The following is a 26,637-nucleotide window of genomic DNA, read 5'->3' as shown; positions in this document are numbered from 1 at the left end:
AGAGCAAAACTTTGTTGGAAGATACCTGAATAGTCGTTAAAAAGTTGTACGAAAATAGCCGATTTTCTTCAGGAGTTTATTTTTTACAACCAAACATCAAAAAGTAATCGCTTGCATGATTTTTGATTTATGCTAAAATTAACTTGTTCGAACAAGTTTGGTTATTATTCGCGATAAAAATGATGAGAGAGGAGTGGATCATAACTATGAGAGGACAAAATCATTCGTCCGGTGCCAATGCGTACGCACAAAAAAATATGCGATTTAACCGCTATCTGATTTTTCGCTATATGACAGCAATTTTTTTCTTTATCAATCTTTATTGGGCGTTGCTTAGTCTGGCAAATTGGACAGTGATGGGTTTGGTACCGGTGTTCTTGCTTTTGGTTGATGGCGCCATCATCTTTGAGCAGACACAAAAATATTGGCAGACATCAAATCGATTGCACTTGACTAAAGTTGGTTATTGGATTCAAACAGGGGTCAACACTACTGGTATCCTTTTTATCCTGCTAGGGTGGCAAGCCCGATTTTTTCCATTTTTGAACCTTGCGGCCAGACCGAGTTTACTGGTTAGCCTGACTCTGGGATTGATTTGTTGTTTATATATGGAACGAAAAGCATGGTTGATCGAAAAAGATCGGGATAGTTACTTGAACTATCTGCGGGTATTTGAGAATAAAGGAGGAAAAATAAATGAACACAGAAAATAGTAAAATGTTTACCTTTCTGGATAAGTACTTAATGGGACCAATGGGGCGAATCTCGCAATTTCGAATCGTCCGTGGGGTGATGGCGGCCGGGATGGCTTCGATTCCGTTTACGATCGTTGGTTCAATGTTCCTGATTATTAGTGTCTTACCTCAAAGTTTCCCAGCTTTGGCATCGATTTGGGCGGCTTCTTTTGATAAGATACAAAGTTTGTATATGCTAGGAAATACTGCAACAATGGGGATCTTGGCCTTATATTTCTGTATTGTTTTTGGTTATGAATATACCAAGATCCAAGCGCAAGAAGAAAAAATTTCGTTAAGTCCTGTAAATGGGGCCTTGTTGTCAATGATGGCATTCTTCATGTGTCTACCTCAATTAGTATTTGAAGGCGGAGTAGCGACTCTTGTGACCATCATTTCCGATGATCAAAAAATCATTGATGGTTGGGAAATGGCGGGCGGTGTGACACGCTTAGGAACGACTGGTATTTTTACTGCGATTATTATGGCTATTATTGCAGTGAAGATTTACGCGTTTTGTGTCAAGAGAAATATCTACATCAAAATGCCTGATACTGTACCAACTGGTGTTTCAAGTTCATTTACTGCATTGATTCCGACTGCGTTGATTGCTTTATTTGTGATCGTGATCAACGGTGCTTTAGTAGCTTTAGGGACCGATATCTTCAAAGTCATTGCGATTCCCTTTAGTTTTGTTTCGCAATTGACGAGTACGTGGGTTGGATTGTTAGTCATCTATTTCTTGATGCATGCATTGTGGATCGTCGGGATCCACGGAGCAACGATCGTGACCTCATTCTTGACGCCCATCGTTCTTTCCAACATGGTTGAAAACCAAAGCGGTGCAAACATTGCTTTTGCCGGTGAATTCAATAATAGTTTCGTGACCATTGGCGGTTCAGGAGCAACACTGGGCATGGTTATCTTCATCGCGTTCTTTGCTAAATCGGCACAACTAAGTGCATTAGGTAAAGCCGCGATCGTCCCATCATTCTTTAACATTAATGAACCAATTTTGTTTGGGATGCCAGTTGTTTATAACCCATATACGGCAATTCCTTTCTTTTTGGCACCAATGGCCTCTATGTCGGTGGCATATTTTGCAATCAATTTAGGGTTTGTCAATCCACCGATCGCCCAAGTCGCTTGGCCAACCCCAATTGGTCTTTCAGGATTTATTGGTTCAGGTGGCGATTGGCGTGCCTTTGTACTGGCATTAATTTGCGCTTTGGTCGCCTTTCTTATTTGGTTCCCATTCATCAAAATGTATGATGGCAAACTTTTTGCACAAGAACAAGAAAAAGCTTGACTGAAAGTGCAAGATTGAATGAACAGACCCCAGCTAAGGCATGTTTAGCTGGGTTTTCTTTTGTCATCATGAGATAAAAAAAAGATTCCCACTCAGGCAGTGGCTTTTGCGGTAAAATAGGAATAGTACAACATTTGGGGGAGAAGTGTAATGACAAAACAATGGACGATCGATTTATTAGCGGCAGATTTAATTGACCGAATCGAAAAAAAGAATTTAGCTGATCGCAACGGAAAGTTACCTAGTGAGAAGGAATTGATGGAACACTATCAAGTCTCTCGGTATTCCTTAAGGCAAGCACTAAGCAGATTGAGTAAACGCGGCTATATTTATCAAGTTCAAGGGAGAGGCTCCTATGTCCACGATCAATTGACGCAAGAGCAAAAAGCAGTCCAAAGTGATCTTGGGTTTACCGAAGATCTTGCTAGAGAAGGAAAACTGATTCAAACCGTTCAAGCAACGCAGCGTTTGGTCTCGTACGCGGAGATCGACTTTTCGCCAAGCCACCAGCGATTTTCTGAGGATCAGCTTTTTATAGAAGTCGAACGATTTCGCACACTGGATGATCAGCCTTATTTGATTGAGAAGTCCTATTATCTGGCAGATATCGTTGGTCAGATTCCAGAGTCGGCTATCTATGGTTCCATGTTTGAATACTTTGCACAAGAAAAGGAACTGACCGTCAGTTTCATCGACAAATTTATCCGCTGTGAATTACTAACTGCTAAACAAGCGGCCTTTTTTGGTATGAACGCAGGGAGCCCTAGTTTGGTCGTTCGAGACGACAGTTACCTGCGAGAAGGGGACTTGATGGCCTTCTCAAAAATCTTTTATGACTATCGAGAAGCAACGTTGTTTATGCATAAGAAATTACAAGATTGATCCTTTAGAAGTAGCTCATACAATGATCTAAGCCACCAGAAATCACTCACGATTTCTGGTGGCTTATTTGTTTGAAAATTGTTTTTAAAAAGGAGAAAGCGGTGGAAATCGCCTTTTTAAGGAGATTTTTTCTGTTTTTTTTAAAAGATTTTAAAAAAACAGAATACTGTTCAGAAAATAATTCTGATTTCACTTTTTTACAAAATAAATATTAGAAGAAAAGATGGAAGCGCATTCTGAGAACATTAAAAAGTTTCTAATTTTTGTTAATAAAAAGGAGTAAAATCAAAAAAATCTCTTTTTAATGATTTTTTTGCGAAAAGAGGAACACAGGTAATAAATAATTAATGATAGCGATAAAAATAAAAGGTTTTTGTTATTTTATTTCTAATAGAATGTTTTTTTAATTATTCATGGTCTTAATAATTTGTTGTATAAAAATAAAAATGCTAGAATTTGCTTAAATAACTGAATATTTTAGTTATTTAATCACAAAAAAGCACGGAAATCGTTCTGGTATGTTGAAAAATGTAATTGAGGTTTTTTTCGAGTATTTGAATGAGTGTTTTTTTATTTTGCAAACGTTTTTTGTTAGTGATCTCTTTCTCCGGATATGTGATCATAGCGAACATCAAAAGACGAATGCCAAAGTTGGTTGGTCACTTTTGTTGGTTTTATTTATTTGAATAGGAGGAGTAAGAATGAAGGGCAACGACTATAAAAAAATAATGAATTCAAGGAGAAAAAGACGCGCAATAAACAAAAAATCGCTACTAGCGAATTTAACGGTCAGCGGGATGTTACTGACGAGTTCTGTGGCTGTTCCCACTACATTGTTGTGGGCACCAAAGACCGCAGAAGCATCATTAGTTTCTGCTGAGATTTTTAGTAATGTCCAAGCATCAAATGATTCTGGAACAAGTGCTGCAGCGCCATATTCAAATCCTGGAGATACCAACCCAGTCAACTTTACCATCAGCGGATCGAATGCGGTGACGCTTGACGTCTTAAACGGTGATAAAGTAGCAATCGTTGGTGTGCCAAAAGGGCTGACTGGCTTTGTACAACCAAATGGCAATGCCCGGGTATCAACAAATATCACTCTGCAACTTGGTGATATTGCCGCTATCCAAACACTGATTGGAACGCTTACACCTGCTGTTGACACATTAGTGGGCACAGTGGATGCTCTTGTGAATCAGAATTTGGCAGATGCCTTAGAAATTCCTAGAACGATTGCCGGTTTACCGAATCCTTTGTATACAGCAGCCTCTATTGTCGACATTAGTCGAGTCATATCCGTTAATTTAGATGACATCTATGAACAATTGGATTTATTGAATCAGTTAGGACAATTTGGACAAGCCGATTTTGAAGTGCCTGCTGGATTGACAGATAATGAACGTGCCTTGATTGCCAATGTGGATGACGGCTTATTTATTGTGGTCAACCAACGCATCCAATCCATTTTGGAGAACTTGAAACAGGCGCAAATCCAAGTGAGCATCTTAGACGGAGCAAGTAACATTCCTGGGATTGGCTCATTGATCAATGGCGTTAATACACTTGTCCAAGAAACAGTCAACACAGCTAAAGCCACTCTGAATGTTACCGTCGATGCTGCACAAGCTGTGTTGAATGGAACGACAGATCTTGCTGATCAAATCGCATCGGCATCTGTTTTAGGTCAAACGACAGTTGTGATGCCAACGACCGTGACGACACCAACGACTTCAGAGCTGATTGCAAATGGTGTGACGAATCCGTCGAATCCATACGAAGCTCGATTTGCAGGTACTTTTTCTCAATCTAATCTACTCACACTTGATTTATTTACAGATGAGGATGGCAATAATTCCATCTGGTTAGCAGCAGAACCTGCAGCAGAACAAACGGAAACACCAACAATCGATCCTGTTGCGGCTGGTGATACCACTATCAGCGGAACAGCAGAACCAGGTTCAACGGTAACAGTGACTATCGGAAATGAACAGCCAGTCACAGCAGTGGCGGATGACCAAGGCAACTGGACAGCCGAGGTACCAGAAGTCTCTCAAGGGGAAACAGTGACCGTTGTGGCAGAAGCAGATGGCAAAGATCCAAGCGAGCCAGTGACAGTGAGCGTCGCAGGTTTGACCGTTGCAGCACCTACAGCCTCCATTAGTGGCAATGAAACAGATGGCTATCCGGTCATTGGGAAAGCAACGCCGAATGCAGCGATTGAGATCACGAACGCTCAAGGAGACGTTGTCGGCAGTGGAACGACTGACAGCGATGGCAACTATCGCATCGTAATTGCCCCCGATCGAGTCGCCCCAGAAGAAAACTTGAATGTCAAAGCAATTGTGACGGCTGGTGGTCAAGACTACAGTAGTCCAGAAACAGCAATCACTGTTCCAATCGATGATACAGCGGAACAAACAACAGCGCCGACGATTGACCCAGTAACGGCTGGCGATACTACGATCAACGGAACAACGGAACCTGGAGCAGCCGTGTCGGTTTCGGTAAGTGGGGAAGAACCAGTCACAGCAGTTGCAGATGATCAAGGAAGTTGGACGGTTGATGTGTCAGAAGTGACTGAAGGAGAAACGGTCACAGTCATAGCCACAGCTAACGGAAAGGCACCAAGTTCGCCAGTCAGTGTGAGCGTTAGCGGTTTGACGGTTGCAGCACCGACTGCCACGATTAGCGGCAATGAAACAGATGGCTATCCAGTGATCGGAAAAACGGTTGCTAATGCTGTCATCGAGATCACGAACGCTCAGGGAGTTGTTGTCGGCAGCGGAACCGCAGATGGGGAGGGCAACTATCGGATTGTGGTTGCGCCAGATCAAGTTGCCCCAGAAGAAAACTTGAATGTTACAGCAATTGTGACTGCCGGAGGGCAAGACTATCGTAGTGGAGCAACACCGGTTGTTGTGCCAGCCGATACTCAAGAAAACCAAACGGAAACGCCGTCGATCGATCCAGTGAATGCCGGGGATCAAACGATCAGCGGTACAGCTGAACCGAATGCCAATGTAGTGGTAACTGTCAGCGGAGAAGAGCCAGTGACGGTCGTTGCGGATGACCAAGGTAATTGGACTGCGAATGTACCGGAAGTTTCTGAAGGCGAAACAGTGACTGTGGTAGCTACTGCTGGTGATAAAGAGCCAAGTACACCCGTTAGTGTCATCGTCAACGGAATAAGTGTTTCTGCACCAACTGCATCAATTACTGGTAACCAAAGAGATGGTTATCCTGTAGCTGGTCGAACAACTGCGAATGCAGACATTGAAATCACCAATGCCCAAGGAGAAGTCGTAGGTAGTGGTACTGCCGACGGTGATGGCAATTACCGGATCGTGATTGCCCCAGATCAAGTGACACCTGAAGAAAACTTGAATGTGGCAGCAATCGTGACTGCCGGAGGCCAAGAGTATCGGAGTGCCAATACACCAGTGACGGTTCCAGCAGCCAGTCAAACAGAAATCCCAACCATTGATACGATAGCAGCAGGAGATACAGCAATCAACGGTACAGCAGAACCAGGGGCAAGCGTCACAGTGGCTGTGGACGGAGAAGAGCCAGTAACAGTCGTTGCGAATGACCAAGGTGATTGGACTGCGAATGTACCGGAAGTTTCTGAAGGTGAAACAGTGACTGTGGTAGCTGCTGCTGACGGCAAAGAACCAAGTATACCAGTGAGCGTCACGGTCAATGGATTGACCGTCAATGCACCAACAGCCTCTATTAGTGGCAACACGTTGGACGGTTATCCGGTTACGGGTAAATCTGTGGCTGACGCTGCGATCGAGATTACCAATGCGCAAGGAGAAATCGTAGGTAGTGGCACTGCTGATGGGAATGGTAACTATCGCATCGTGATTGCACCGGATCGTGTGTCACCAGAAGAGGATCTGAATGTGGCAGCGGTCGTAACTGCCGGAGGCAAAGACTACCGCAGCGGCAATACACCAATCATTGTTCCCGCAACGGTTCTTACAGAAACACCGACTGTCGATCCAGTTAAAGCAGGAGATACAGTGGTCAACGGGACAGCAGAACCTGGAGCAACAGTCACTGTCAATGTGAGTGGCGAAGAGCCAGTAACAGTTAATGCCAATGAAGAAGGCAATTGGACAGCGAACGTACCGGAATTGTCAGAGGGAGATACAGTGACCGTCGTAGCTACAGCTGACGACAAAGACCCAAGCGCACCAGTGACAGTAAGTGTTAGTGGTTTGACGGTCGCAACACCGACTGCATCAATTAGTGGGAACGAAACCGATGGGTACCCAGTGGTTGGTACAGCAGTAGCTAATGCAGCGATCGAAATCACCAACGCCCAAGGAGAGATCGTGGGTAGCGGTACTGCAGATGACGATGGCAATTACCGTATTGAGATCGCGCCAGATCAAGTCACACCAGAAGAGAACTTGAATGTCACAGCAGTCGTCTCTGCTGGTGGGAAAGATTATCGCAGTGCTTCGGCTACAGTAGTTGTGCCGGCAGATAATCGTGAAAATCAAACGGAGACACCAACGATCGAGCTAGTGACGGCAGGGGATACAGCTATTAGTGGAACTGCTGAGCCAGATGCAACGGTCACAGTGACGGTGAATGGGGAAGATCCAGTGTCAGTCGTCGCAGATAGTCAAGGAAATTGGACGGCGGATGTACCGGAAATTTCCGAAGGCGATACAGTCACGGTGGTAGCAGAAGTGGCTGGAAAAGATCCAAGTATTCCAATCAGTGTCACTGCTAACGGTTTGACTGTTTCAGCACCGACTGCCACAATCAGCGGCAATGAGACTGATGGGTATCCAGTTGTCGGCAAAACAACCGCTGATGCAACGATTGAGATCACCAATGCGCAAGGAGAAGTCGTTGGCACTGGTACCGCCGATGGAGAAGGCAATTATCGAATCATTATCTCTCCAGATCAAGTGGCTCCAGAAGAAAGTTTGAATGTGACAGCAATAGTGACTGCTGGCGGGAAAGATTATCGCAGCGGAGCAACCACAGTAGTTGTGCCAGCCGATAATCGTGAAAATCAAACAGCAACACCAACGATTGATCCTGTTAGTGCCGGTGATAAAACCATTAGCGGAACGGCAGAACCAGGTTCAACCGTCACTATTACAGTCACCGGAGAAACTCCAATCACTGTCGAAGCAGATGATCAAGGCAATTGGACGACGGATGTGCCAGAGGTTTCCGAAGGTGATACTGTAACCGTTGTGGCAGAAACGGATGGGAAAGATCCAAGCGCACCGATCAGTGTCACTGTTGGAGGAATCACCGTTGCTGCACCAACCGCATCAATTAGCGGCAATGAGATCGATGGTTACCCAGTGACTGGTAAAGCAGCGGCGAATACAACCATTGAAATCACCAATGCGCAAGGGGATGTGGTAGCTACTGGCACCACTGATGGCGATGGCAATTACCGGATCGTGATCGCGCCAGATCAAGTAGCTCCAGAAGAAAGTTTGAAGGTGACGGCAGTCGTAACCGCTGGCGGGAAAGACTATCGCAGTGGGGCAACACCAATTACCGTGCCTTTAGCAAACCAAACGACCACGCCAACGATTGATCCCGTCACAGCCGGTGATGAGACAATCAGCGGAACGGCAGAACCAGGTTCAACCGTCACTATCACCAATGGCGACAAAGATCCCGTTGTCGTTGAAGCAGATGATCAAGGCGATTGGACTGCTGATATACCTGAAGTTTCCGAAGGGGATACCATAACTGTCGTGGCAGAAACCGATGGAAAAGATCCAAGTGCACCAATCACAGTAACGGTGGATGGGTTAAATGTTGCAGCACCGACTGCATCGATCAGCGGCAACGAACTTGCTGGTTATCCAGTAGTTGGTAAAGCAGCAGCAAATGCAACTATTGAAATCACCAACGCTGAAGGAGATGTGGTAGGGACTGGCACTACTGATGGCGACGGCAATTACCGAATCGTGATCGCTCCAGATCAAGTAGATCCAGAAGAAAACTTGAACGTCGCAGCGATCGTAACTGCTGGTGGCAAAGACTACCGCAGCGCCAACACGCCGATCACTGTGCCAGAAGACAACCAAACAGGAATTCCAACGATTGATCCTGTAACAGCTGGTGATGAAACTGTAAGTGGAACGGCAGAACCAGGTTCAACCGTCACTATCACCAATGGCGACAAAGATCCCGTCGTTGTTGAAGCAGATGATCAAGGCAATTGGACTGCTGACATCCCAGAAGTTTCCGAAGGGGACACCATAACGGTTGTGGCAGAAACCGATGGCAAGGATCCGAGCGCACCAATTACGGTGACGGTGGATGGACTGACGGTTACCGCACCAACCGCATCAATCAGCGGCAACGAGCTTGACGGTTATCCAGTGGTTGGTAAAGCAGCACCTGATGCCACAGTTGAAATTACTAACGCTCAAGGGGATGTAGTAGGGACTGGCACTACTGACGGAGAAGGCAATTACCGGATCGTGATCGCTCCAGATCAAGTAGCTCCAGAAGAAACTCTGAATGTCGCAGCGATCGTAACAGCTGGTGGCAAAGACTACCGCAGTGGTAATACACTAATCACAGTGCCAAAAGAGAATCAAACAACGAGTCCAACAGTAGATCCCGTCACAGCCGGAGACGATACAATCACTGGAACAGCAGAACCAGGTTCCACTGTCACCATCACCAATGGCGACAAAGATCCTGTAGTCGTTGAAGCAGATGAGGAAGGAAACTGGACCGCTGAAGTACCAGAAGTTTCGGAGGGCGACACTATAACTGTCGTGGCAGAAACCGATGGCAAGGATCCAAGTGCACCAATCACAGTGACGGTGGATGGGTTGACAGTTGATGCACCAACCGCAGCGATCAGCGGCAATCAGACCGATGGCTATCCAGTTGTTGGGGAAACAGTGGCTAATGCAGTGATTGAAATCACTAATGAACAAGGCGAAGTTGTGGGTACCGGCACAGCCGATGAAGAAGGCAATTACCGAATCGTGATCGCGCCAGATCAAGTGGACCCAGAAGAAAACTTGAATGTCGCAGCAATCGTGACCGCTGGTGGCAAAGAATACCGCAGTGGTAATACACCAATCACAGTACCTATGGAAAAAACGGCTACGCCACTCATTGATCCAGCGATTGCCGGGGACGAAACAGTCAGCGGAACCGCAGAGCCAGGTTCTTCAGTCATTCTGACCATCAATGAAGCAGCACTAGTGATGGCGCGAATTCTGGGTGGAATGAACACCACCCGTGCCTTTGCCGCACCAGTTGAATTAAGAGCGGATGAAGCTGGCAATTGGCGTATCAATGTAGCCGAGCTATCGGAAGGAGATGTGTTAACGGCTACTGCACAAACTGATGGGAAATATGTCAGTGATCCGATGAGTATCGTCGTTAGTCCCGTGACGGTTGCCGCACCTACTGCAACAATCAGCGGCAATGAATCATCTGGGTATACGGTTACGGGTAAAGCTGATCCAAATGTAACTATTGAAATCACTAATGCTCAAGGAGAAGTGGTGGGCACTGGTACGACAGACAGTGAAGGCAATTACCGGATCGTAGTAGCAGCCAATCGCGTCGAACCAAAAGATAATTTGTACGTTGTTGCTAGTGTCGTTGCTGGTGGCAAAGAATATCGCAGTGCAGCTGCTACAGTAACAGTTCCGGTTGCTGGAGTTGGCGGCGGCAATACTGGCGGTGGCAATACTGGCGGTGGCAACAACATCAATAGTAACAATAGTGGAGGCAAATACTTGCCGCAAACTGGCAGTGAAAGTACTTGGTTTGCATCAATGATCGGTGCTGCACTGGTTGCGATCGGTGGTCTTGGTTTCTTCAAATCAAGAAAGAAAAAAAATCAATAACTGCTGAAACTGGACCAAAGCAAATAATTGCTGATCCATAAGAGAAGGCTCTTGCGATGTGTCCATGTCGCAGGAGCCTTTTTTAGAAATGTTCCTGAAACTATATAGCCTTTCTGCTGCGTTACCACCAATTCTACTAATGATTTGAAGAGCCAGAAGTCTGAGAGTGAAAAGAATAGAGACGTTAGTAGAAAATATGCAGATTTAAACAGGAATTTTTTCTTTTTTGACTATCCATGCTACACTAAATTTTGTAGTAAATGGAAAAAGCTTTCAATCGTTTGGTTACGCAGGTTGCGTGATTGGAAGGCAAAAGGATGGTGTAGAGGTTGATAGGCGACAAAGGCAAGGAAGCACGTGTCCATCACGTTTTTGAGCGTGTTGCGGAGAACTATGACCAGATGAATACCGTGATTTCTTTTCAACAACATAAACGCTGGCGAAAAGATACGATGAAACGGATGCAAGTCCAAGCAGGTAATGATATCCTTGATGTCTGCTGCGGAACAGGAGATTGGACATTGGCACTGGCAGAAGCAACAGGACCCACTGGAAACGTGATCGGCATCGATTTTAGTGAGAATATGTTGGCTGTGGCAAAGAAAAAAGCAGCGGGGCAAAAGACAAAGATCGAATGGATGCAAGGAAATGCGATGGCACTTCCTTTTGCAGATAATACCTTTGATGTCGTGACGATCGGGTTTGGTCTGAGAAATGTTCCTGATCTTGTAACCGTTCTAAAAGAAATGCAGCGGGTCGTAAAACCTGGCGGAAAAGTGGTTTGTCTGGAAACATCACAGCCCACTTTAATTGGTTGGCGGCAGTTGTATTATGCGTATTTCCGATTCATTATGCCGCTGTTAGGAAAACTGTTTGCTAAAAGTTACCAAGAATATTCTTGGTTGCAAGAATCAGCTAGAGATTTTCCTGGCAAAGAAGAATTGGCTCGCTACTTTCAATCAGCAGGACTGACTAATATAGTTGTCAAAAGCTATAGTGGAGGTACTGTAGCCATGCATCTCGGATATAAACCAACCAACTGAATCCAATAAAAAAGCATGTGTTGACATAGAAGCTGGTAAAGGGATGTTACTGAGAAAATCAGCTCATTTTCGAAAACAAAGACAAGTGCTTCAGATCAAAATAAAAACCAACGTCAGTTCACACTGGACGTTGGTTTTTTTGCTGTCTATTTCACTGTGTTCATTTTGCGGGTGCTTATTGTTTTCCGGTATTTTTTAAAACGATATTGGTGTAGAGCCATACCGTTAAAAGATAATAAACGGCATAAAGGGCAACAAAGATCGCAAATGGTAACCAGATCTGATCGTAGGGATCGCTCAATAGCATTTTAAACATTTGCAGTCCAAACAGTACGTGAACGATTCCTAATAATCCTGGGACTAAGAAAAGCACGCCAATCTCTTTGCGGATCGATTTTTTCAGAAGCCCATTGCGAGCACCGATTTTTCTAAGCATGGTGTAGCGCATAATATCACTGTTAGCCCCTGAAAGGATTTTGAACATCAAGCAACTAGCTAACATTGTTAGAAAGGCAATTCCTAAGAAGAAGCCCATGAATTCAAATCCCGAGAAAATGCCGTTGAATGTGTCATAAGCATCTGCCCGCTGCATAAGATTACTTTCTCCGGCTAAGGATGGATTGTTTTTTTGATCCAGCTTAGCAAGTGCTGTTAATTTTGGCAGGACAGCTTCAAAGTCTTTGACTTGAATGACTTGTAAGATCGTTTCTGGTGCGTTCACTTGTTCAAAGGCACTGGCAGAAAGCAGCTTGACTTCTTTCGCCCGCTGTTCTGGCAATTCAAAGCTGCGCAGCTGGTCCTGTTCTGCAAGATCAGCAGCGATCGCTTGACCATTTAATGAGCGGTAACCATCTCTCTGACTAAGATCTCCCTGTTCTGTAACGATCAAAGGATCTTTGTCAAATTCTTCTTGAATGTAATAAACGGCTGTGTCATCCTCTTTTTGGCGATAGCTGACATTCAATGTTGGGTGTAAATCCGCGATTTTTTGTTGGTCGACAGTTTGGGCATTATTCAGAACCAAGTCATAAGAGGTCATAGCTTTGGCCATTTTAGGGATTTCATTTCTGAAACCAAGACCAACGGTTAATGCGCCCAGTGCTAGTGCGAACAGCATGGATACTAACGAGAGCATCTGCGTATAGTCACGGATACGGAAGTTTAACTGAGACAAAGTGAAATTATTCAATTTTTTCAGTGCGATGGCATCTGATTTCTTTAATAATGTCAAAATCAATACGATCACAGAGCGGAAAACTAGATAGGTTCCTAAAACGATCGTGACTAGGGCAATCGCAATACCCATTATTTGAAATTTCATTAGATCGCTCATAACATAATAACCAATTCCAAGAAAGACGATCCCCAAGAGGGTTTGAATCAATAAGAATGGGAATTTTTGCTTGATTTGTGCAGGAGTACTAGTTTCTCTCAACAAATCCAAGATGGCTTTTTTGGCAATGGCTGAAGCATTGACGATTGCTGCGATCAGGAAGAGAATGGCAAAAAAGACCAGTGTGATCACAAGTGCTTTTACATTGAATGGCGAAAAATGAGTAATCTTTATATTTAACTGTTGTACTAAAAGATCATTAACAATTTTCGTCAATCCGATACCTGCTAAAGCACCAGTAATGGTTGCAATAATCCCTACAAAAAATGTTTCGATGAAGATCATTTGGGCGATTTTTCGCCCTTTTGCTCCTAACATCATAAACATGGCATAATCCTTCTGCCGCATCGACATCAAGAAAGAATTGGCATAGAGAATGTAGGCAAATGTGATGATTCCTAGTAAGACCGTTCCAAAGTGAAAAATAATGACAACGACACCGATCGTTGAATTGTTTTTCAAGAATTCTTCATTACTAGCCATTGATTGAAACATATAAAAGATGGCAGAAGCCATAACCAGACCAGAAAACAAGACGATGTAGTCTTTTAAGCGGCCTTTGATACCAGTAAGTGATAATTTCCAAAGCATGTCATTATCCTCCTACTGTTCCAGATTTCCTAAGATGACTAAGATCTGACGATAAAAGTCTTCTTGGGTTTGATTATTTCGTTTGATTTCCTGATGGATCTTACCATCTTTGATAAATAAGATTCGCTTGCAATAACTTGCGGAAAGGGGATCATGTGTTACGAGTAAGATCGATACTTGGTCATTTTTGTTTAAATCATCCATCATGTCTAATAAATCTTTGGCACTTTTTGAATCCAAGGCACCCGTTGGCTCATCCCCAAACAAGATCGTTGGTTCGGTGATCAATGCTCGCGCAGCGGCTACCCGTTGCTTTTGACCACCAGAGATCTCGGAAGGATATTTATCCAAAATTTGGCTGATGGATAAGCGATTCGCGACTTGTTGAATGAGCTGTTTGATCTTCTTCGGCCGTACGCCTTGTAAGGAGAGGGGCACAGCAATGTTTTCGGAAGCCGTTAGATTTTCTAGTAGATTGAAATCTTGGAAGATAAAGCCGATTTCTCTACTGCGGAAGTCTGCCAAGGCATCACCGCGTAATTTTGTGATATCTTTTTCGTTGATGCGGATGTTTCCGGAAGATGGATGGTCCAATGTGGATAAAATATTCAACAACGTTGATTTACCAGAACCGGAAGCACCCATAATACCAATAAACTCGCCTTTATCAATCGCAAAGCTGATTCCTTTTAGGGCTTCGGTTTTTTTCTCATTATTTTTGCCGTAAACTTTCGTTAATTCGTTTGCTTCAATAATTTTTGCCATTTGTTCATCACCGTTCACTTTCTAATTGTTTCAACGCTTTTTCAGGAATAGCATTCTTTTGCACTTCTTCATAGGAAGTCACGCCCTTGTTTTGATTCCAGGTAATTTTTAAGTAAGCGTCTTTTTTCAAAGGACGATCTTTCATCCCTAAGAATTCAAGATTTTTCTTCTTTGCGTCTTTGTCATAACCAGGTAGTTCATATTTATATTCAATCACTTGATTGCCTCGATCGTCTTCGGTTTCGATCTTTTCGCCATCGGTCGTGATCTGAACATAGTAACTTTGGCCGCCCATGATGACTTTCTCAGCAATTTGTAACCCGGCAAACAAAACGATCATTAGGATACCCAGGCCGATCCAAAATTTCTTCATCTATTCTCACTTCCTTTAATTTGTAAAGTCTAAAGAGAATTATAGCGGGCGTAAAAACAATTGTAGTGTGAAAAACCTATCAATAAACTTTCATTTTTGTCATGAAAGCAATTTCATGATGCCCTCCTTTCTATTGGGAGCTGTTAATCACAGGTTCACCTTTTCAACGCATTCCTTGTATCAAGAAATCGCTGAAAACGAAAAAACATGGGATCTCCTTCATCAAAGAGATCCCATGGTCTTTAATATTTTTTTCGAAACAATGTAATGATCAAACGGTCCTTCTCGTAACTGATTGTTGCTTCATCGATCAACAATCCTAATAAATAAAAGTCTTTTTCTTCATGAATCGACTGGTGCCCGCCTAAAAGTTCAATATAATAACTTTCTAGCGCAATGTCGCGTGGGGTATTCAACATTTCCGCAAATAGGGCTAAATCACTGGGCTCTTCTGGACAGGTTCCAGCAATAATGGCTCGAAATCCTGTTTTTTCGAAAGACATCTCAGTAGTGATATGGGGGCAGTCGTGGGAAAGAAAGTAGGTGACTACTTCATCCACGATCCGCCGTGCTTGTTCCTTTTCTATCATTGGTTCATCCGCCTTTTGATTTGGTTGATCTCATCTAACAAAGGTACCATAGCTGCCGCCACAAAGCCACTGGAAAAACCATTATTATAAAGATTCAACCCGCCATGTAAGTAGGTGATATTGCTTACTAACGCCGCATGGGCAATACCGGCAAAGATTCCTGCAATTGGTCCATAGTAGCCGCTGATTGGTGCTAAACTTGTTCCAAAAATCGCAGTCAACAGCAATTGAAAGGTCGAAGTCTCAGTGGTAAAACCTAAACGTGTGGCAAGAACGACCCCAATCAAAATCGGCAGACTATTTTTCCAGTGATTTCCGAAAGCACTAAAGCCAATCACTGTCAGAACAGCACCAAGCAATGGGCCTGATAGCTGGCCTCCAAGCAAGTAGATGAATACAAGCAGTAGCATCCCCATGATCGCCATGTTCATCAATGTGACCCCTAATGCAAAAATCGTGACGAAGTCTGTCACCAGTTTACCGGAAACATCGAATAGATGAGCCAATCCTTGGGAAGAACGGTGATTCAATAAATAACCGGTTAAAAAGAGCAACCCGCATAAGCCGCACAAAAAGAAGAGTAGAAAGGAACTGTACTCAGTCGTCAAATACGTTTGTTCGGTAATGTCACGTCCAAATAGACGCGTGAAACTTGTAAAGAACATGGTCACGATTCCGGTGGCAAAGCCAATGTTATACAAAGAGAAGCCTTGATGAAAGTGTAGGAATTGTGCGGCTAGGGGCGGCAATAAAATGCCTAAGATAATTCCAATAGTATAGCCTAATAGAACGCCGGTCATTAGTGGAAAACCCATCCCAAAAGCCAAATAACTGATGACAGGTGAAGCTGCACTCCCGAATAGACCAACAAGTGAGTACTGTCCAAAGGGCTTTTTTTGAATCCGTGCATAAAGATAAACGCCTAAAGGGATCGGAATCGAATTGAATAAATTTTTCCCGAAAAAAGAAAATCCAGAAATGGTGAAAAAGGCAGCAATCATTGGCCCGGTGATACTGTTTCCTTTTGTTTTGGTGGATAGGATACTTACCAAGGTCAACACGCCGCTATTTAAAAAGGCACTGCCTAAGTTGCCGATGGCAAAGTAATCCGAAACGAGATTACTAGGAGAAGTCAAGATCCGTAGTGAGCCAAACCATAGATCACTTATCGGTGTACTCAAGACACCAATAGCAATCAAAAGGATGCTGTAAGCAATCAATAATCGTTGTGTCAACAATTGCGAAATCGGTGCAAAAGACTTATTCGTTGTTTGATAAAAGATTTTTTTATTTGCCATAAATCCTCCTTTTTTTTTTATGTTAGCATAGATCGACTGGATTCGGGATACTTTCAGTCATTCAACAAAGTTTTTTTGTTGTTTTTTGAGATTGGTTAGTGAATACGCTAATAAAGTGCTATACATTTTTATTTCTGAGAAAAGATAGGATAGACCTGGCACGGATTTGCATAAAGATGAGCTGCTAAATTTCGAAAGCATAAAGTGTTATTGAATGATTGGCAGAACTAATTATGACTGAAAAAAAGCGCATCTTTCAATCAAATATTTCAGTGATCGATGAAAATAATGACATATAAAAAATGAGGAAACTTGCTATAATCAACATTAATCTCTCTTTATTTTTTAATTTATGCGCATTTAGAGAGCAAACTTATTGGTCGACGGGGAAAGTCGCCTTCTTTCACAGGTTAACTGTTGTAGCAGTATATGAATAAATAGAAATTAGTCTGAGAGAAGGAAAAACGAATAAGTGAACGATTATCGGGTAAGACTAAGGAGGAAGCTATGAAAAAATATCGGTTTGGCTTAATTACACTTATGTCAGTCTTTGTGCTGGGCGCCTGTAGCCAAGGAAATAACAAAACGGACTCGACAGGGGCACAAGGAACAGAGGATACAACAGCAAACAATGTAGAAAATATGCCACTAGAGGTCAAAAATGATGGTGATCCTATCGAGGGAGAAACCCTTGATGTAGCAGTTGTAATGGATACACAGTTTCAGGGGTTATTTCAATGGGAATTCTATCAAGATACCTATGATCGTCACTTTATGTCTCCAAGTCATGAATATTTATTTTTAAATGATGATGACTTTAAGATTGTGGATGGTGGCCCTGCGGATTTAGAATTGGACCAAGAAAACAAAATTGCCACCATTACACTAAGAGACAACTTGAAATGGTCGGATGGGGAAGAAGTAACTGCAGAAGATGTGATCTTTGCTTACGAAGTGATCGGCCACGCAGATTACACAGGGATTCGTTATGACAATGATTTCACGAACGTGATTGGTATGGAAGAATATCATGCTGGTGAATCAGACACAATTTCTGGAATTACTGCTGTCAATGATAAAGTTGTTCAAATCGAATACAAAGAAGTTCACCCGGGTATGATGCAGGCAGGCGGAGGCGTCTGGATGTCTGCATTAGCAAAACATGCCTTTGAAGGAATTGAAATCAAAGACATGGAATCCAGTGATCCCGTTCGAAAAAATCCCATTGGCTTTGGTCCCTATGTGATGACCAATATCGTGGCTGGGGAAACAGTAGAATATGTCCCCAACGAGTATTATTATGGGGAAAAACCAACATTAGACAAGATCGTTTTCCGAGGTGTACCGACAGCTTCCATCAATGAGGCACTAAATGCTAAGCAATATGATTTAGCCTTGTCGATGCCAACTGATACTTATGACGCGTACAAAAATACTAATGGCTATCAAATGCTTGGCCGTTTACAGCAGTCTTATACTTATCTTGGCTTTAAACTTGGAACATGGGATGCAGAGAACAATACTGTTGCTTATGATCCTGATTCTAAAATGGCAAACAAATCATTACGACAAGCAATGGGCTATGCAGTAGACAATGATGCCATCGGTGAACGTTTCTATCATGGATTGCGCACCAATGCAACCACATTGATCCCACCAGTTTTTGGTTCTTTGCATAATGATGAGATCAAGGGCTATACGTTAGATTTGGATAAAGCCAATCAGCTACTCGACGATGCTGGCTATGTCGATACCGATGGTGATGGGTTCCGTGAAGATCCAGATGGCAATAAACTAACGATCAATTTTGCTTCTATGTCTGGCGGAGAGACTGCCCAACCATTAGCCGATTACTATGTACAACAATGGAAAGAAATCGGTTTGGATGTTCAGTTTTCGACTGGCCGCTTGATTGATTTTCAAGCATTTTATGACAAATTGGAAAATGATGATCCAGACATTGATGTTTTCATGGGTGCTTGGAGTACCGGATCCGATCCTTCGCCAACAGGGCTATGGGGACCAAATTCCGCTTTCAACTATACACGTTATCAGTCAGATAAGAATACCGAACTATTAGCTGCGATCGACTCGAATGCTTCATTTGATGATGACAAACGGAAAGAAGCTTTTGATGCATGGCAAGAATACGCCTTTGAAGAAGCATTTGCGATTCCAACATTGTTCCGAAGTGAGATCCTGCCGATCTCTGACCGCGTGACGAATTTTTCATGGGCTTATGATGTCGATCATAATCCATGGGCTGCGATTGGTGTGACGGATACTTCTCGGTAAAGTAGAGATAGAATAAATAGAAGAAAGTAAAAAGTATAAAGCAAAAAAGTAAAAAGGATTTCGCTATAAATGAATACCCGGAGGACTAAGTAGCCGTGTTCTGGAAATGCCAGAGCATCGTGGCGCAGACTGTACATTTGCGCTACTGCTGCTAAGTCTTTCGGGTATGTTTGTTCATTATTCTGCTTAACGCTGAGAAAAGCGTTTCACTGGTTGAATGACAGGAAAGATCCTATCGATCTAGCTGATATGATTTTAGCGAAATCAGCTTAGGGCATGAGCGTAATGAATATTTTTGAATTCTTTTGGGGTTGTGCCAGTGATTTTCTTGAAACTTTGAATAAAGTGGCTTTGACTGGAGAAAGCCAATAATGTACTGATTTTTTCATAAGAATGATCCGTAAATAAGAGTAAGTGTTTGGCTTCAGCAATTTTCTTTTCTTGGATATAGTTATGGATTGTTTTGTCCATTTCTTTTTTGAATTGACTGCAAAGATGGGTCTTATGCTTTTGAGTAATATCCGCTAAATCATCGATGGTGATTTTTTCATAGAGGTGGCCATCGATATAGTTGACGATCGTTTTGACCAGCAACGATTTTTGAGCGAAAGGATAGCTGTGCAATAGCTCCATAAAACGATAGGTTGCTTCTTTGATATATCGCAGGCATTCATCCGCTGAGTGGATGTAGATCAATCCTTGAATCAATGAATCCGATAATCCGAATGCCTGATTGACTGGGACGCCTTCATCGATACTCATGCGGGTGACTACAGCCACAAAAGCAGAAAATTTTAATTTCAAGCCCTCCAGTTCAAAAGGAGACAAAGAGACACTGTAAGTTTCCTTCATCTTATTGAAGACCCAAGCGACTTTTTCTGGTTCATTCCGCTTGATATAATCAAGATAGCGTAACTCAAAATGATAAGAGTCAAAAGTTGATTCATGGACACGCCGGTCGTACAGGTTGGCTTCCAAATTAAAGTCTGTCTGGATCGATCGATTACCTGGCTCTGTTTGGTAATACCAGCGCAATTGTTCTTGAGCTAGAGGTTGATTCGCAAACAAGGTATGCACTAATTGAATGTATTCTTCAAATGAATATTTGTCTTCTTTAGAGTAGTGAATGTTGTAATGGTATTCGTGCCCTAGAAAAACACAGGAGTTTTCTGGTGTCCCGATGACGCCGCAAGGACCAACCATTAAGTAACAGCGTTTGCCTTCCAATTGAAATTGAAAACACCCTAGCATATATTTCCCAAAATGATAAAGCGTCACAGATTGTTCGTCAGCTGCTTCTAAATAGTGGCTGATGGGCTTTTTTGTCTGCCATGAACTTTCTGGGTGCAGCAAAATGCCTTCCTCATCTAACAACATCATAGGAATCAGATATTTCCGGTATAAAAGATCCATCGCAAGTTTAATGCTTTCTATATTCATGTGTTGACCACCTTATCTATTCGTTCTGCATAATAGTTCTACCTAGTAGTTCTACCTCTACTCAAAGTATAATCAAAATTTTTTAGCATGCAACGAATATTTTGCTATGAACGCTATTTTTTTAGTATAAAATCTGTTGAATTCTTTTTATAATACATTATGTTAAAACGCTTACAGAAAGGAAACATAATGGACATAAGAGAATTAAGAAAGTTATTTATGCAATTATCACCTGAAGAAAAAGTTGCCCAGACGGTCCAGCTTAACGGAAGTTTGGTCGTGGAAAACGATGTAATGAATACAGGTCCGATGCAAGATTTGGGTTTACCAGAAGAGTTGAACTTTTACGAGATTGGTGCGATTTATAATGTAAACGATTTTGCAAAATTAAAACGATTGCAAGAAGAAACAATGAAGAACAGTAAGCATAAAATCCCCTTACTATTCATGTCAGATGTAATCTACGGATTTCGGACGATTTTTCCAATTCCTTTAGCACAAGCTGGATCATATGATTTTGATTTGATTCAACAAGCAGCTGAAATGACAGCGAAAGAGAGTTATCTGAATGGATTGCACGTGATTTTCTCACCAATGTTGGACTTATCTCGGGATCCACGATGGGGTCGGGTGATGGAATCACCAGGAGAAGATGTGTATACCGCGAAACAATTTGCCAAAAGTGTTGTGACTGGCTACCAAGGAGATAGTAGCAATGGCGTCCCTGAGAATCATGTCGCAGCCTGTATCAAACATTTTGCAGCTTACGGTGCTCCGGAAGGCGGCCGTGAGTATAACACTGTCGATATGTCCAATCAGCGTCTATTCAATGAATACTTGCAGCCGTATCAAGCGGCGATCGAGGCGCAAACGATGTTAGTCATGACAGCTTTCAATGTGTTGAACGGCGAACCGTCAACTGGCAGCAAGTGGTTAAATCGAGAAATTTTGCGGGAACGTTTTGATTTTGATGGTGTTCTTGTCTCAGATCACGCGGCAATCAAAGAACTAGTTCCACACGGCTATGCTGCGGATGACAGAGAAGCAGCCAAAAAAGGATTGGAAGCAGGCGTCGATTTTGATATGATGACTTCGGTCTACGCCACACATCTACCGGAATTAATCAAAGAGCCTGCCTTCGCAGAATTATTGGATGAAGCGGTTTGGCGCATTTTGGAATTAAAAAATAAATTAGGACTTTTTGAAGATCCTTACCGAGGCTTGCAGAGTGAGCAAACTGGTGAAATCTTAACGGAAGAAGCCAAAACTTTAGCAGTCAAACTTGTCGAAAAAAGCAGCGTACTGCTGAAGAATAATGGCAGTCTTCCTTTGCAAAAAGACCAAAAGATCGCTGTGGTCGGCCCTTATGGAGAAAGCCGATTGACTTTAGGCTTCTGGGCATCCGTCAGTGGAAAACCGCAAGATGCTGTTCCGTTAAAAGAAGGATTATTGAAGAATTTATCCACCGAGCAAGTTCAATTTGCTCGCGGCTACAATTTGTTTGACTCTTATGACGGGTTTGGTCCCCTAAAAGCTGGGATTGAAATGCTGAATGGTCCGATCGAGCCTGCTGATCAATTATTGACAGAAGCCGTGACAGCCGCAGAAGCAGCCGATGTGATCGTCTTGACGTTCGGCGAACAGTTTTTAGAAAGCGGCGAAGGCGCTTCTCGGACGAATCTGCACCTGCCGGAAAAACAAGTTCGCTTGATCAAAGCGCTGAAGGAAACGGGCAAACCAATCGTTGGTGTCCTATACACCGGGCGCCCGCTGGTCTTGACAAATGTGGAACCACTATTCGATAGTTTGTTACTCGTTTGGTATCCCGGAATCATGGGAGGGATCGGAATTGCGAATCTCTTAACAGGCAAAGCCAATCCATCTGCACGGTTGACCATGACTTTCCCAAGAAGTGAGGGACAGATTCCTATTTATGGGGCACAGCTTCCGACAGGACGTCCTTTTAAAGCGGATAATCCAACAGATCGCTTTATCTCTAAATATCGGGACGAGTCAAATGACCCATTGTTTGCGTTTGGTGAAGGGCTTAGCTATAGCTCGTTCCAAGGAAAATGGCTGGACAGTGAGGTCAATGAGCAAACGATCAACTTACAATGTCACATCAAGAATGATTCTGATCGCACGGCCGACACAGTTGTTCACGTTTATTTGAATCAACGGCCAGCAACGATCGTACGTCCCATAAAACAATTGGTGGCTAGTGAATTTGTTTCGTTGGGACCACTGGAAGAACGTTCCTTAAACATCGAACTATCGCTGGCAGATCTTGCCTTTTATGATAATCAAGGACAAAAACATTTTACTAAAGGAAACTATCAGCTCGTTTTAGCGATTGATGGAAAAGAAGAGTCACTAACTGTGACAGTATAAGAGAAGGAGTGTAAAAAAACATGGAAAAATTAGAAGCAATTTTAAGTAGCAAATTATTGCCAATGTCTCAAAAGCTACAACGAAATAAAGTGTTAGCTGCATTGATGGAAGGATTTATTCGTACCAGTCCGATTACCTTGGGGATCGCCTTCATTACGATCGTCGGGAACTTCCCAATTCCTGGTTGGACAGACTACTTAACGAAAATCGGTATTTTTCAACATGTCGAAGCCATCACTAATGGTGCTACTGGCGTCTTTGCATTGTATGTTGTCTATAGCTTAGCGTATTCATATGCCAAACAGTTAGGTTCAAATGAACGGAACTCAGCGATTATTTCATTAGCCAGCTTTATCATGCTGATGCCTCAAACGATCGCTACAACTGTGATGCAAGATGGTCAAGCCGTAGAACAAACGATTGGCGCATTGAAATTGGACTTCTTAGGGGGCCAAGGACTCTTTATTGGTATGTTGACGGCATTATTGGTTACTCGTTTCTATGCCTTTCTTTCTAAGAAAAACATCATGATCAAATTGCCAGACAGTGTACCGCCAATGGTGACACAATCTTTGGCTCCAGTCTTTGTCGTTACGATTATCTTTGTTCTTGTCTTTATCATTCGCGTATTATTTGGCTTAACGGCTTCTGGATCAATCTTCCAATTCTTTATTGATGTGGTGAACGCGCCGTTGAATTCATTGGTCGCTAGTCCACTGTCCATCATCATTATTATGGAAGTTTTGGCGGTGCTATGGTTCTTCGGTATCCACAATGCTGTTTTACAAGGACCTCTTGGGGCAATCAGTATGACAATGGTTGTTTCAAATATTGCGGCATACCAACAAGGACAAGAACTTCCTTATCTCGTTCCATCAGTTATCTACATGGGCATGTATGCGGCTGGGTTCATGGGCTTTGTCACATTCTTTATGATCCGCAGCAAATCAGCAAAAATGAAACAATTAGGTAAATTATCTTTTATCCCATCGATTTTCAATATCACTGAACCAATCATGTTTGGGATGCCGATTATTTTGAATCCATTGTTCTTTATCCCGCAAGTATTTACTCAGTTGATCGCTGGCTTTGTGACTTGGGGACTTGTGACGACGATCTTACCGATCAATTTGAATCCAACAATGAGCTTATTGCCATGGACAACACCTACATTTATTAAGATGCCATTCTCAGGTGGCGTAAATTACACGATCTTGATGGTGATTTGTATGCTGATTGGTATCGTTATGTGGTATCCATTCTTGAAAATTGCAGACAAGAAAGAATACGAATTAGAACTTGAATCAGAAAAGATGAAAGCACAGGAAACAGAAGCAGAAATGATTGCAGAAGAAATTCAAGCATAATCAAGTTTGCTTAAGCGTAATTAAAGGAAGTGGGAAGAATGAGTCATTTAAGTATCGATATCGGCGGTACGAAAATCAAATCAGGATTGGTCCAGCAAGATATCGTCACAGAAAAGAACAATTTCCCAACACCTCAGTCTCTCGAAGAATTTTCAGAATTGCTGGAAACAATCATCAACAGCTATTCAGAGAGCCACTCATTTAAAAAAATCGCTTTTTCAGTACCAGGTTCGGTCAACGAATCCGGTACTGTCTTCTTTGGTGGCGCATTGCCTTATCTAAATGAAGTCAACTTAGGTCAGCTAATTGGAAACCTCGATCTTACGGAAGATTATCAAGTATCCGTTGAGAACGATGCCAAGGCAGCCACATTAGGAGAAATGACTTGGGGGCATTTACAAAATGTAACCAATGGAGCAGCGATTATTTTAGGGACCGGTGTGGGTGTTGGACTGTGTATCAATGGTCAGCTTTACAAAGGGAGTCACTATCAAGCAGGAGAGGTCAGCTTCATGATCCGAGACCGGCGGATTGCAGGTCCAGATTCATTTGTTGGTATCGGACTCTCCGCTGTTGGATTGATCCAAAAATTAGCGGAAGCATTACAAGTCACAAACGATGGACCGACTGTGTTTCAAACATTGACGGACTCTGATAACCAAACGGCACAGGATCTCTTTCTTGGTTATTGCCAAGAGGTCGCCGTTCTCTGTTTTGACATCCAATGCCTATTGGATATCGACAAAATCGTGATTGGCGGCGGGATCAGCCAACAGCCGAAACTAATTGCAACCATCCAAAGCTGCTATCAGCGGCTACTAAAAGCAGCACCAATCATTGAACAAACATTACGACCAATCAACATCGAAGCGGCCAAGTTTCAGGCAGATGCAAATTTGATTGGCGCGGTAAAGGAGTAAACGTATGAGTAAATTTCCAAATGATTTTTTATGGGGGGCATCAACCAGTGCCTATCAAGTAGAAGGGGCTTGGGATACAGATGGAAAAGGTCCTTCTGTCCAAGATGTCAAAGAGATTCCTGCTGGAACCACAGATTTTAAAGTGGCTTCGGATCATTACCATCGCTATGAAGAAGATGTCAAACTGTTCAAAGAACTAGGTATGAAAGCCTACCGTTTTTCTATTTCATGGAGTCGTGTCATGCCAAATGGCGTCGTTAATCCAGAAGGTTTGGCATTCTATCAGAAATTGATCGATTTATTGCTTGAAAACGAGATTCAGCCGGTCGTCACAGTTTTCCATTTTGACTTACCTGTTTATATCGCTGAACAAGGGGGTTGGGAAAATCGGGAAACGATCCAGGCCTTTGCAGACTACTGCCAAGTGCTGTTTGAACACTTTGGTGACAAAGTACCATTATGGCAAACCATCAATGAACAAAATGTGATGGCATTAGCTGGTTCTGTCATCGGTACAAGCCAAAAGAGTATGAAAGAAAAATTCCAAGAAAATCATCATATGCTGGTGGCACAAGCGTTAGTCACGAAGCAATTCCATGCAGGAAACTTTACCGGGAAGATTGGACCAGCGCCAAATATTGCCAGTGTATATCCAGCTTCGGATAAGCCTGAAGATCAGATGGCCGCTTTATACATGAGCGCATTGAGAAATTGGTTGTTCCTTGATGTGGCCGTTTTTGGGAAATACAATCACAATGCTTGGCACTTATTGGAAACCATTGGTGCCGCACCAGAAGTTACGGCAGAAGATCGACAAATCCTTCTTGACGGCACTTGTGACTATATTGCATTGAATTACTACAACACGATGACCGTCAGCAGTTATTATCAGAAAGAAAATAAAATCGATCAGCAATCAGGCTTTGGGATTCCAGGGTTCTTCCAAGCAGTTGAAAATAAAAATCTACCAATGACTGAATTTGGCTGGCCCATTGACCCAGAAGGGTTCCGTTTCACATTGAATGAAGTTTATTCTCGCTATCGCTTGCCGATTTTGATTACCGAAAACGGTATCGGAGCCAAAGACGTTTTAACAGAAGATGGACAGGTGCACGATCAATACCGCATTGATTATCTGCAGCAGCATATTGCTCAAATGGAATTAGCCGTCAAAGATGGCGTCGAAGTGATTGGGTATTGTCCTTGGAGTGCCATCGATTTGATCAGTACCCATGAAGGCATCACGAAACGTTATGGCTTCATTTATGTCAATCGCACAGAAGATGATTTGTTGGATTTAGCCCGAGTGAAAAAAGATAGTTTTTACTGGTATCAACAAGTGATTGCACAAAATGGATTAGGAGAGTAAGTT

General features: G+C 42.9%; 16 protein-coding genes. 10 read left to right on the top strand and 6 right to left on the bottom strand.

The genetic code is table 11. The features are described from left to right. Positions 1–206: 206 nt before the first annotated feature. The 5 genes from EG2_RS06875 (at position 207) to EG2_RS06855 (ending at position 11,842) form a co-directional block, all read left to right on the top strand. Positions 207–713, top strand: coding sequence for a hypothetical protein (locus EG2_RS06875; protein WP_060814109.1), 507 nt, complete (start codon positions 207–209; stop codon positions 711–713). After that, the gene (gene celB, locus EG2_RS06870) at positions 697–2,043 is read left to right on the top strand and encodes a PTS cellobiose transporter subunit IIC (protein WP_060814108.1); all 1,347 of its coding nucleotides are present in this window, start codon (positions 697–699) and stop codon (positions 2,041–2,043) included. Before EG2_RS06875 ends, celB begins: the two co-directional genes overlap by 17 nt. Positions 2,044–2,193: 150 nt before the next feature. After that, the gene (locus EG2_RS06865) at positions 2,194–2,925 is read left to right on the top strand and encodes a GntR family transcriptional regulator (protein ID WP_060814107.1); all 732 of its coding nucleotides are present in this window, start codon (positions 2,194–2,196) and stop codon (positions 2,923–2,925) included. A gap of 701 nt (positions 2,926–3,626) precedes the next feature. Then, positions 3,627–10,799, top strand: coding sequence for an Ig-like domain-containing protein (locus EG2_RS06860; RefSeq protein ID WP_060814106.1), 7,173 nt, complete (start codon positions 3,627–3,629; stop codon positions 10,797–10,799). Positions 10,800–11,128: 329 nt separating this feature from the next. Further along, positions 11,129–11,842 (top strand): demethylmenaquinone methyltransferase, encoded by a 714-nt coding sequence (locus tag EG2_RS06855; protein WP_060814105.1) that lies wholly within the window; start codon positions 11,129–11,131, stop codon positions 11,840–11,842. Positions 11,843–12,017: 175 nt separating this feature from the next. Here EG2_RS06855 and EG2_RS06850 read toward each other — a convergent pair whose 3' ends face one another. The 5 genes from EG2_RS06850 to EG2_RS06830 all read right to left on the bottom strand — a co-directional run bounded on the left by EG2_RS06850 (position 12,018) and on the right by EG2_RS06830 (position 16,852). Beyond that, positions 12,018–13,826 (bottom strand): FtsX-like permease family protein, encoded by a 1,809-nt coding sequence (locus tag EG2_RS06850; protein WP_060814104.1) that lies wholly within the window; start codon positions 13,824–13,826, stop codon positions 12,018–12,020. A gap of 12 nt (positions 13,827–13,838) precedes the next feature. Then, entirely contained in the window at positions 13,839–14,591 is a 753-nt protein-coding gene (locus EG2_RS06845; RefSeq protein WP_003126103.1) for an ABC transporter ATP-binding protein, read from the bottom strand. Positions 14,592–14,598: 7 nt separating this feature from the next. Beyond that, positions 14,599–14,964 (bottom strand): YxeA family protein, encoded by a 366-nt coding sequence (locus EG2_RS06840; RefSeq protein ID WP_005471036.1) that lies wholly within the window; start codon positions 14,962–14,964, stop codon positions 14,599–14,601. A 242-nt stretch (positions 14,965–15,206) separates the two neighbouring features. Beyond that, complete coding sequence (locus EG2_RS06835) at positions 15,207–15,554, bottom strand: hypothetical protein (protein WP_060814103.1); 348 nt, start codon at positions 15,552–15,554, stop codon at positions 15,207–15,209. Next, positions 15,551–16,852: a DUF1576 domain-containing protein gene (locus tag EG2_RS06830; RefSeq protein WP_060814102.1), complete on the bottom strand. Its 1,302-nt coding sequence runs from the start codon at positions 16,850–16,852 to the stop codon at positions 15,551–15,553. The genes EG2_RS06835 and EG2_RS06830 overlap by 4 nt, the downstream gene beginning before the upstream one ends. A gap of 507 nt (positions 16,853–17,359) precedes the next feature. On the opposite strand from EG2_RS06830, the gene EG2_RS06825 reads away from it, so the two are divergent. Continuing rightward, positions 17,360–19,147: an oligopeptide ABC transporter substrate-binding protein gene (locus tag EG2_RS06825; RefSeq protein WP_060814101.1), complete on the top strand. Its 1,788-nt coding sequence runs from the start codon at positions 17,360–17,362 to the stop codon at positions 19,145–19,147. Between the two features lie 264 nt (positions 19,148–19,411). On the opposite strand, the gene EG2_RS06820 is transcribed toward EG2_RS06825, so the two are convergent. Then, the gene (locus EG2_RS06820) at positions 19,412–20,587 is read right to left on the bottom strand and encodes an AraC family transcriptional regulator (protein ID WP_060814100.1); all 1,176 of its coding nucleotides are present in this window, start codon (positions 20,585–20,587) and stop codon (positions 19,412–19,414) included. A 189-nt stretch (positions 20,588–20,776) separates the two neighbouring features. Between EG2_RS06820 and EG2_RS06815 the strand changes: the two genes are divergently transcribed. From EG2_RS06815 to EG2_RS06800, 4 genes are read left to right on the top strand one after another with little or no spacing between them, the layout of a single operon-like run. Beyond that, positions 20,777–22,978, top strand: coding sequence for a glycoside hydrolase family 3 N-terminal domain-containing protein (locus EG2_RS06815; protein WP_060814099.1), 2,202 nt, complete (start codon positions 20,777–20,779; stop codon positions 22,976–22,978). 20 nt (positions 22,979–22,998) lie between these two features. Next, positions 22,999–24,345, top strand: coding sequence for a PTS sugar transporter subunit IIC (locus EG2_RS06810; RefSeq protein WP_060814098.1), 1,347 nt, complete (start codon positions 22,999–23,001; stop codon positions 24,343–24,345). A gap of 38 nt (positions 24,346–24,383) precedes the next feature. Then, positions 24,384–25,265, top strand: coding sequence for an ROK family protein (locus EG2_RS06805; RefSeq protein ID WP_060814097.1), 882 nt, complete (start codon positions 24,384–24,386; stop codon positions 25,263–25,265). 4 nt (positions 25,266–25,269) lie between these two features. After that, on the top strand, positions 25,270–26,634 hold the full coding sequence (locus EG2_RS06800; protein ID WP_060814096.1) for a glycoside hydrolase family 1 protein: 1,365 nt from the start codon (positions 25,270–25,272) through the stop codon (positions 26,632–26,634). Positions 26,635–26,637 lie beyond the last annotated feature (3 nt).

The organism is Enterococcus gallinarum NBRC 100675 (assembly GCF_001544275.1).
GTDB classification, from domain to species: Bacteria; Bacillota; Bacilli; order Lactobacillales; family Enterococcaceae; genus Enterococcus_D; species Enterococcus_D gallinarum.
This window is presented reverse-complemented; position numbering and strand designations above follow the sequence as displayed.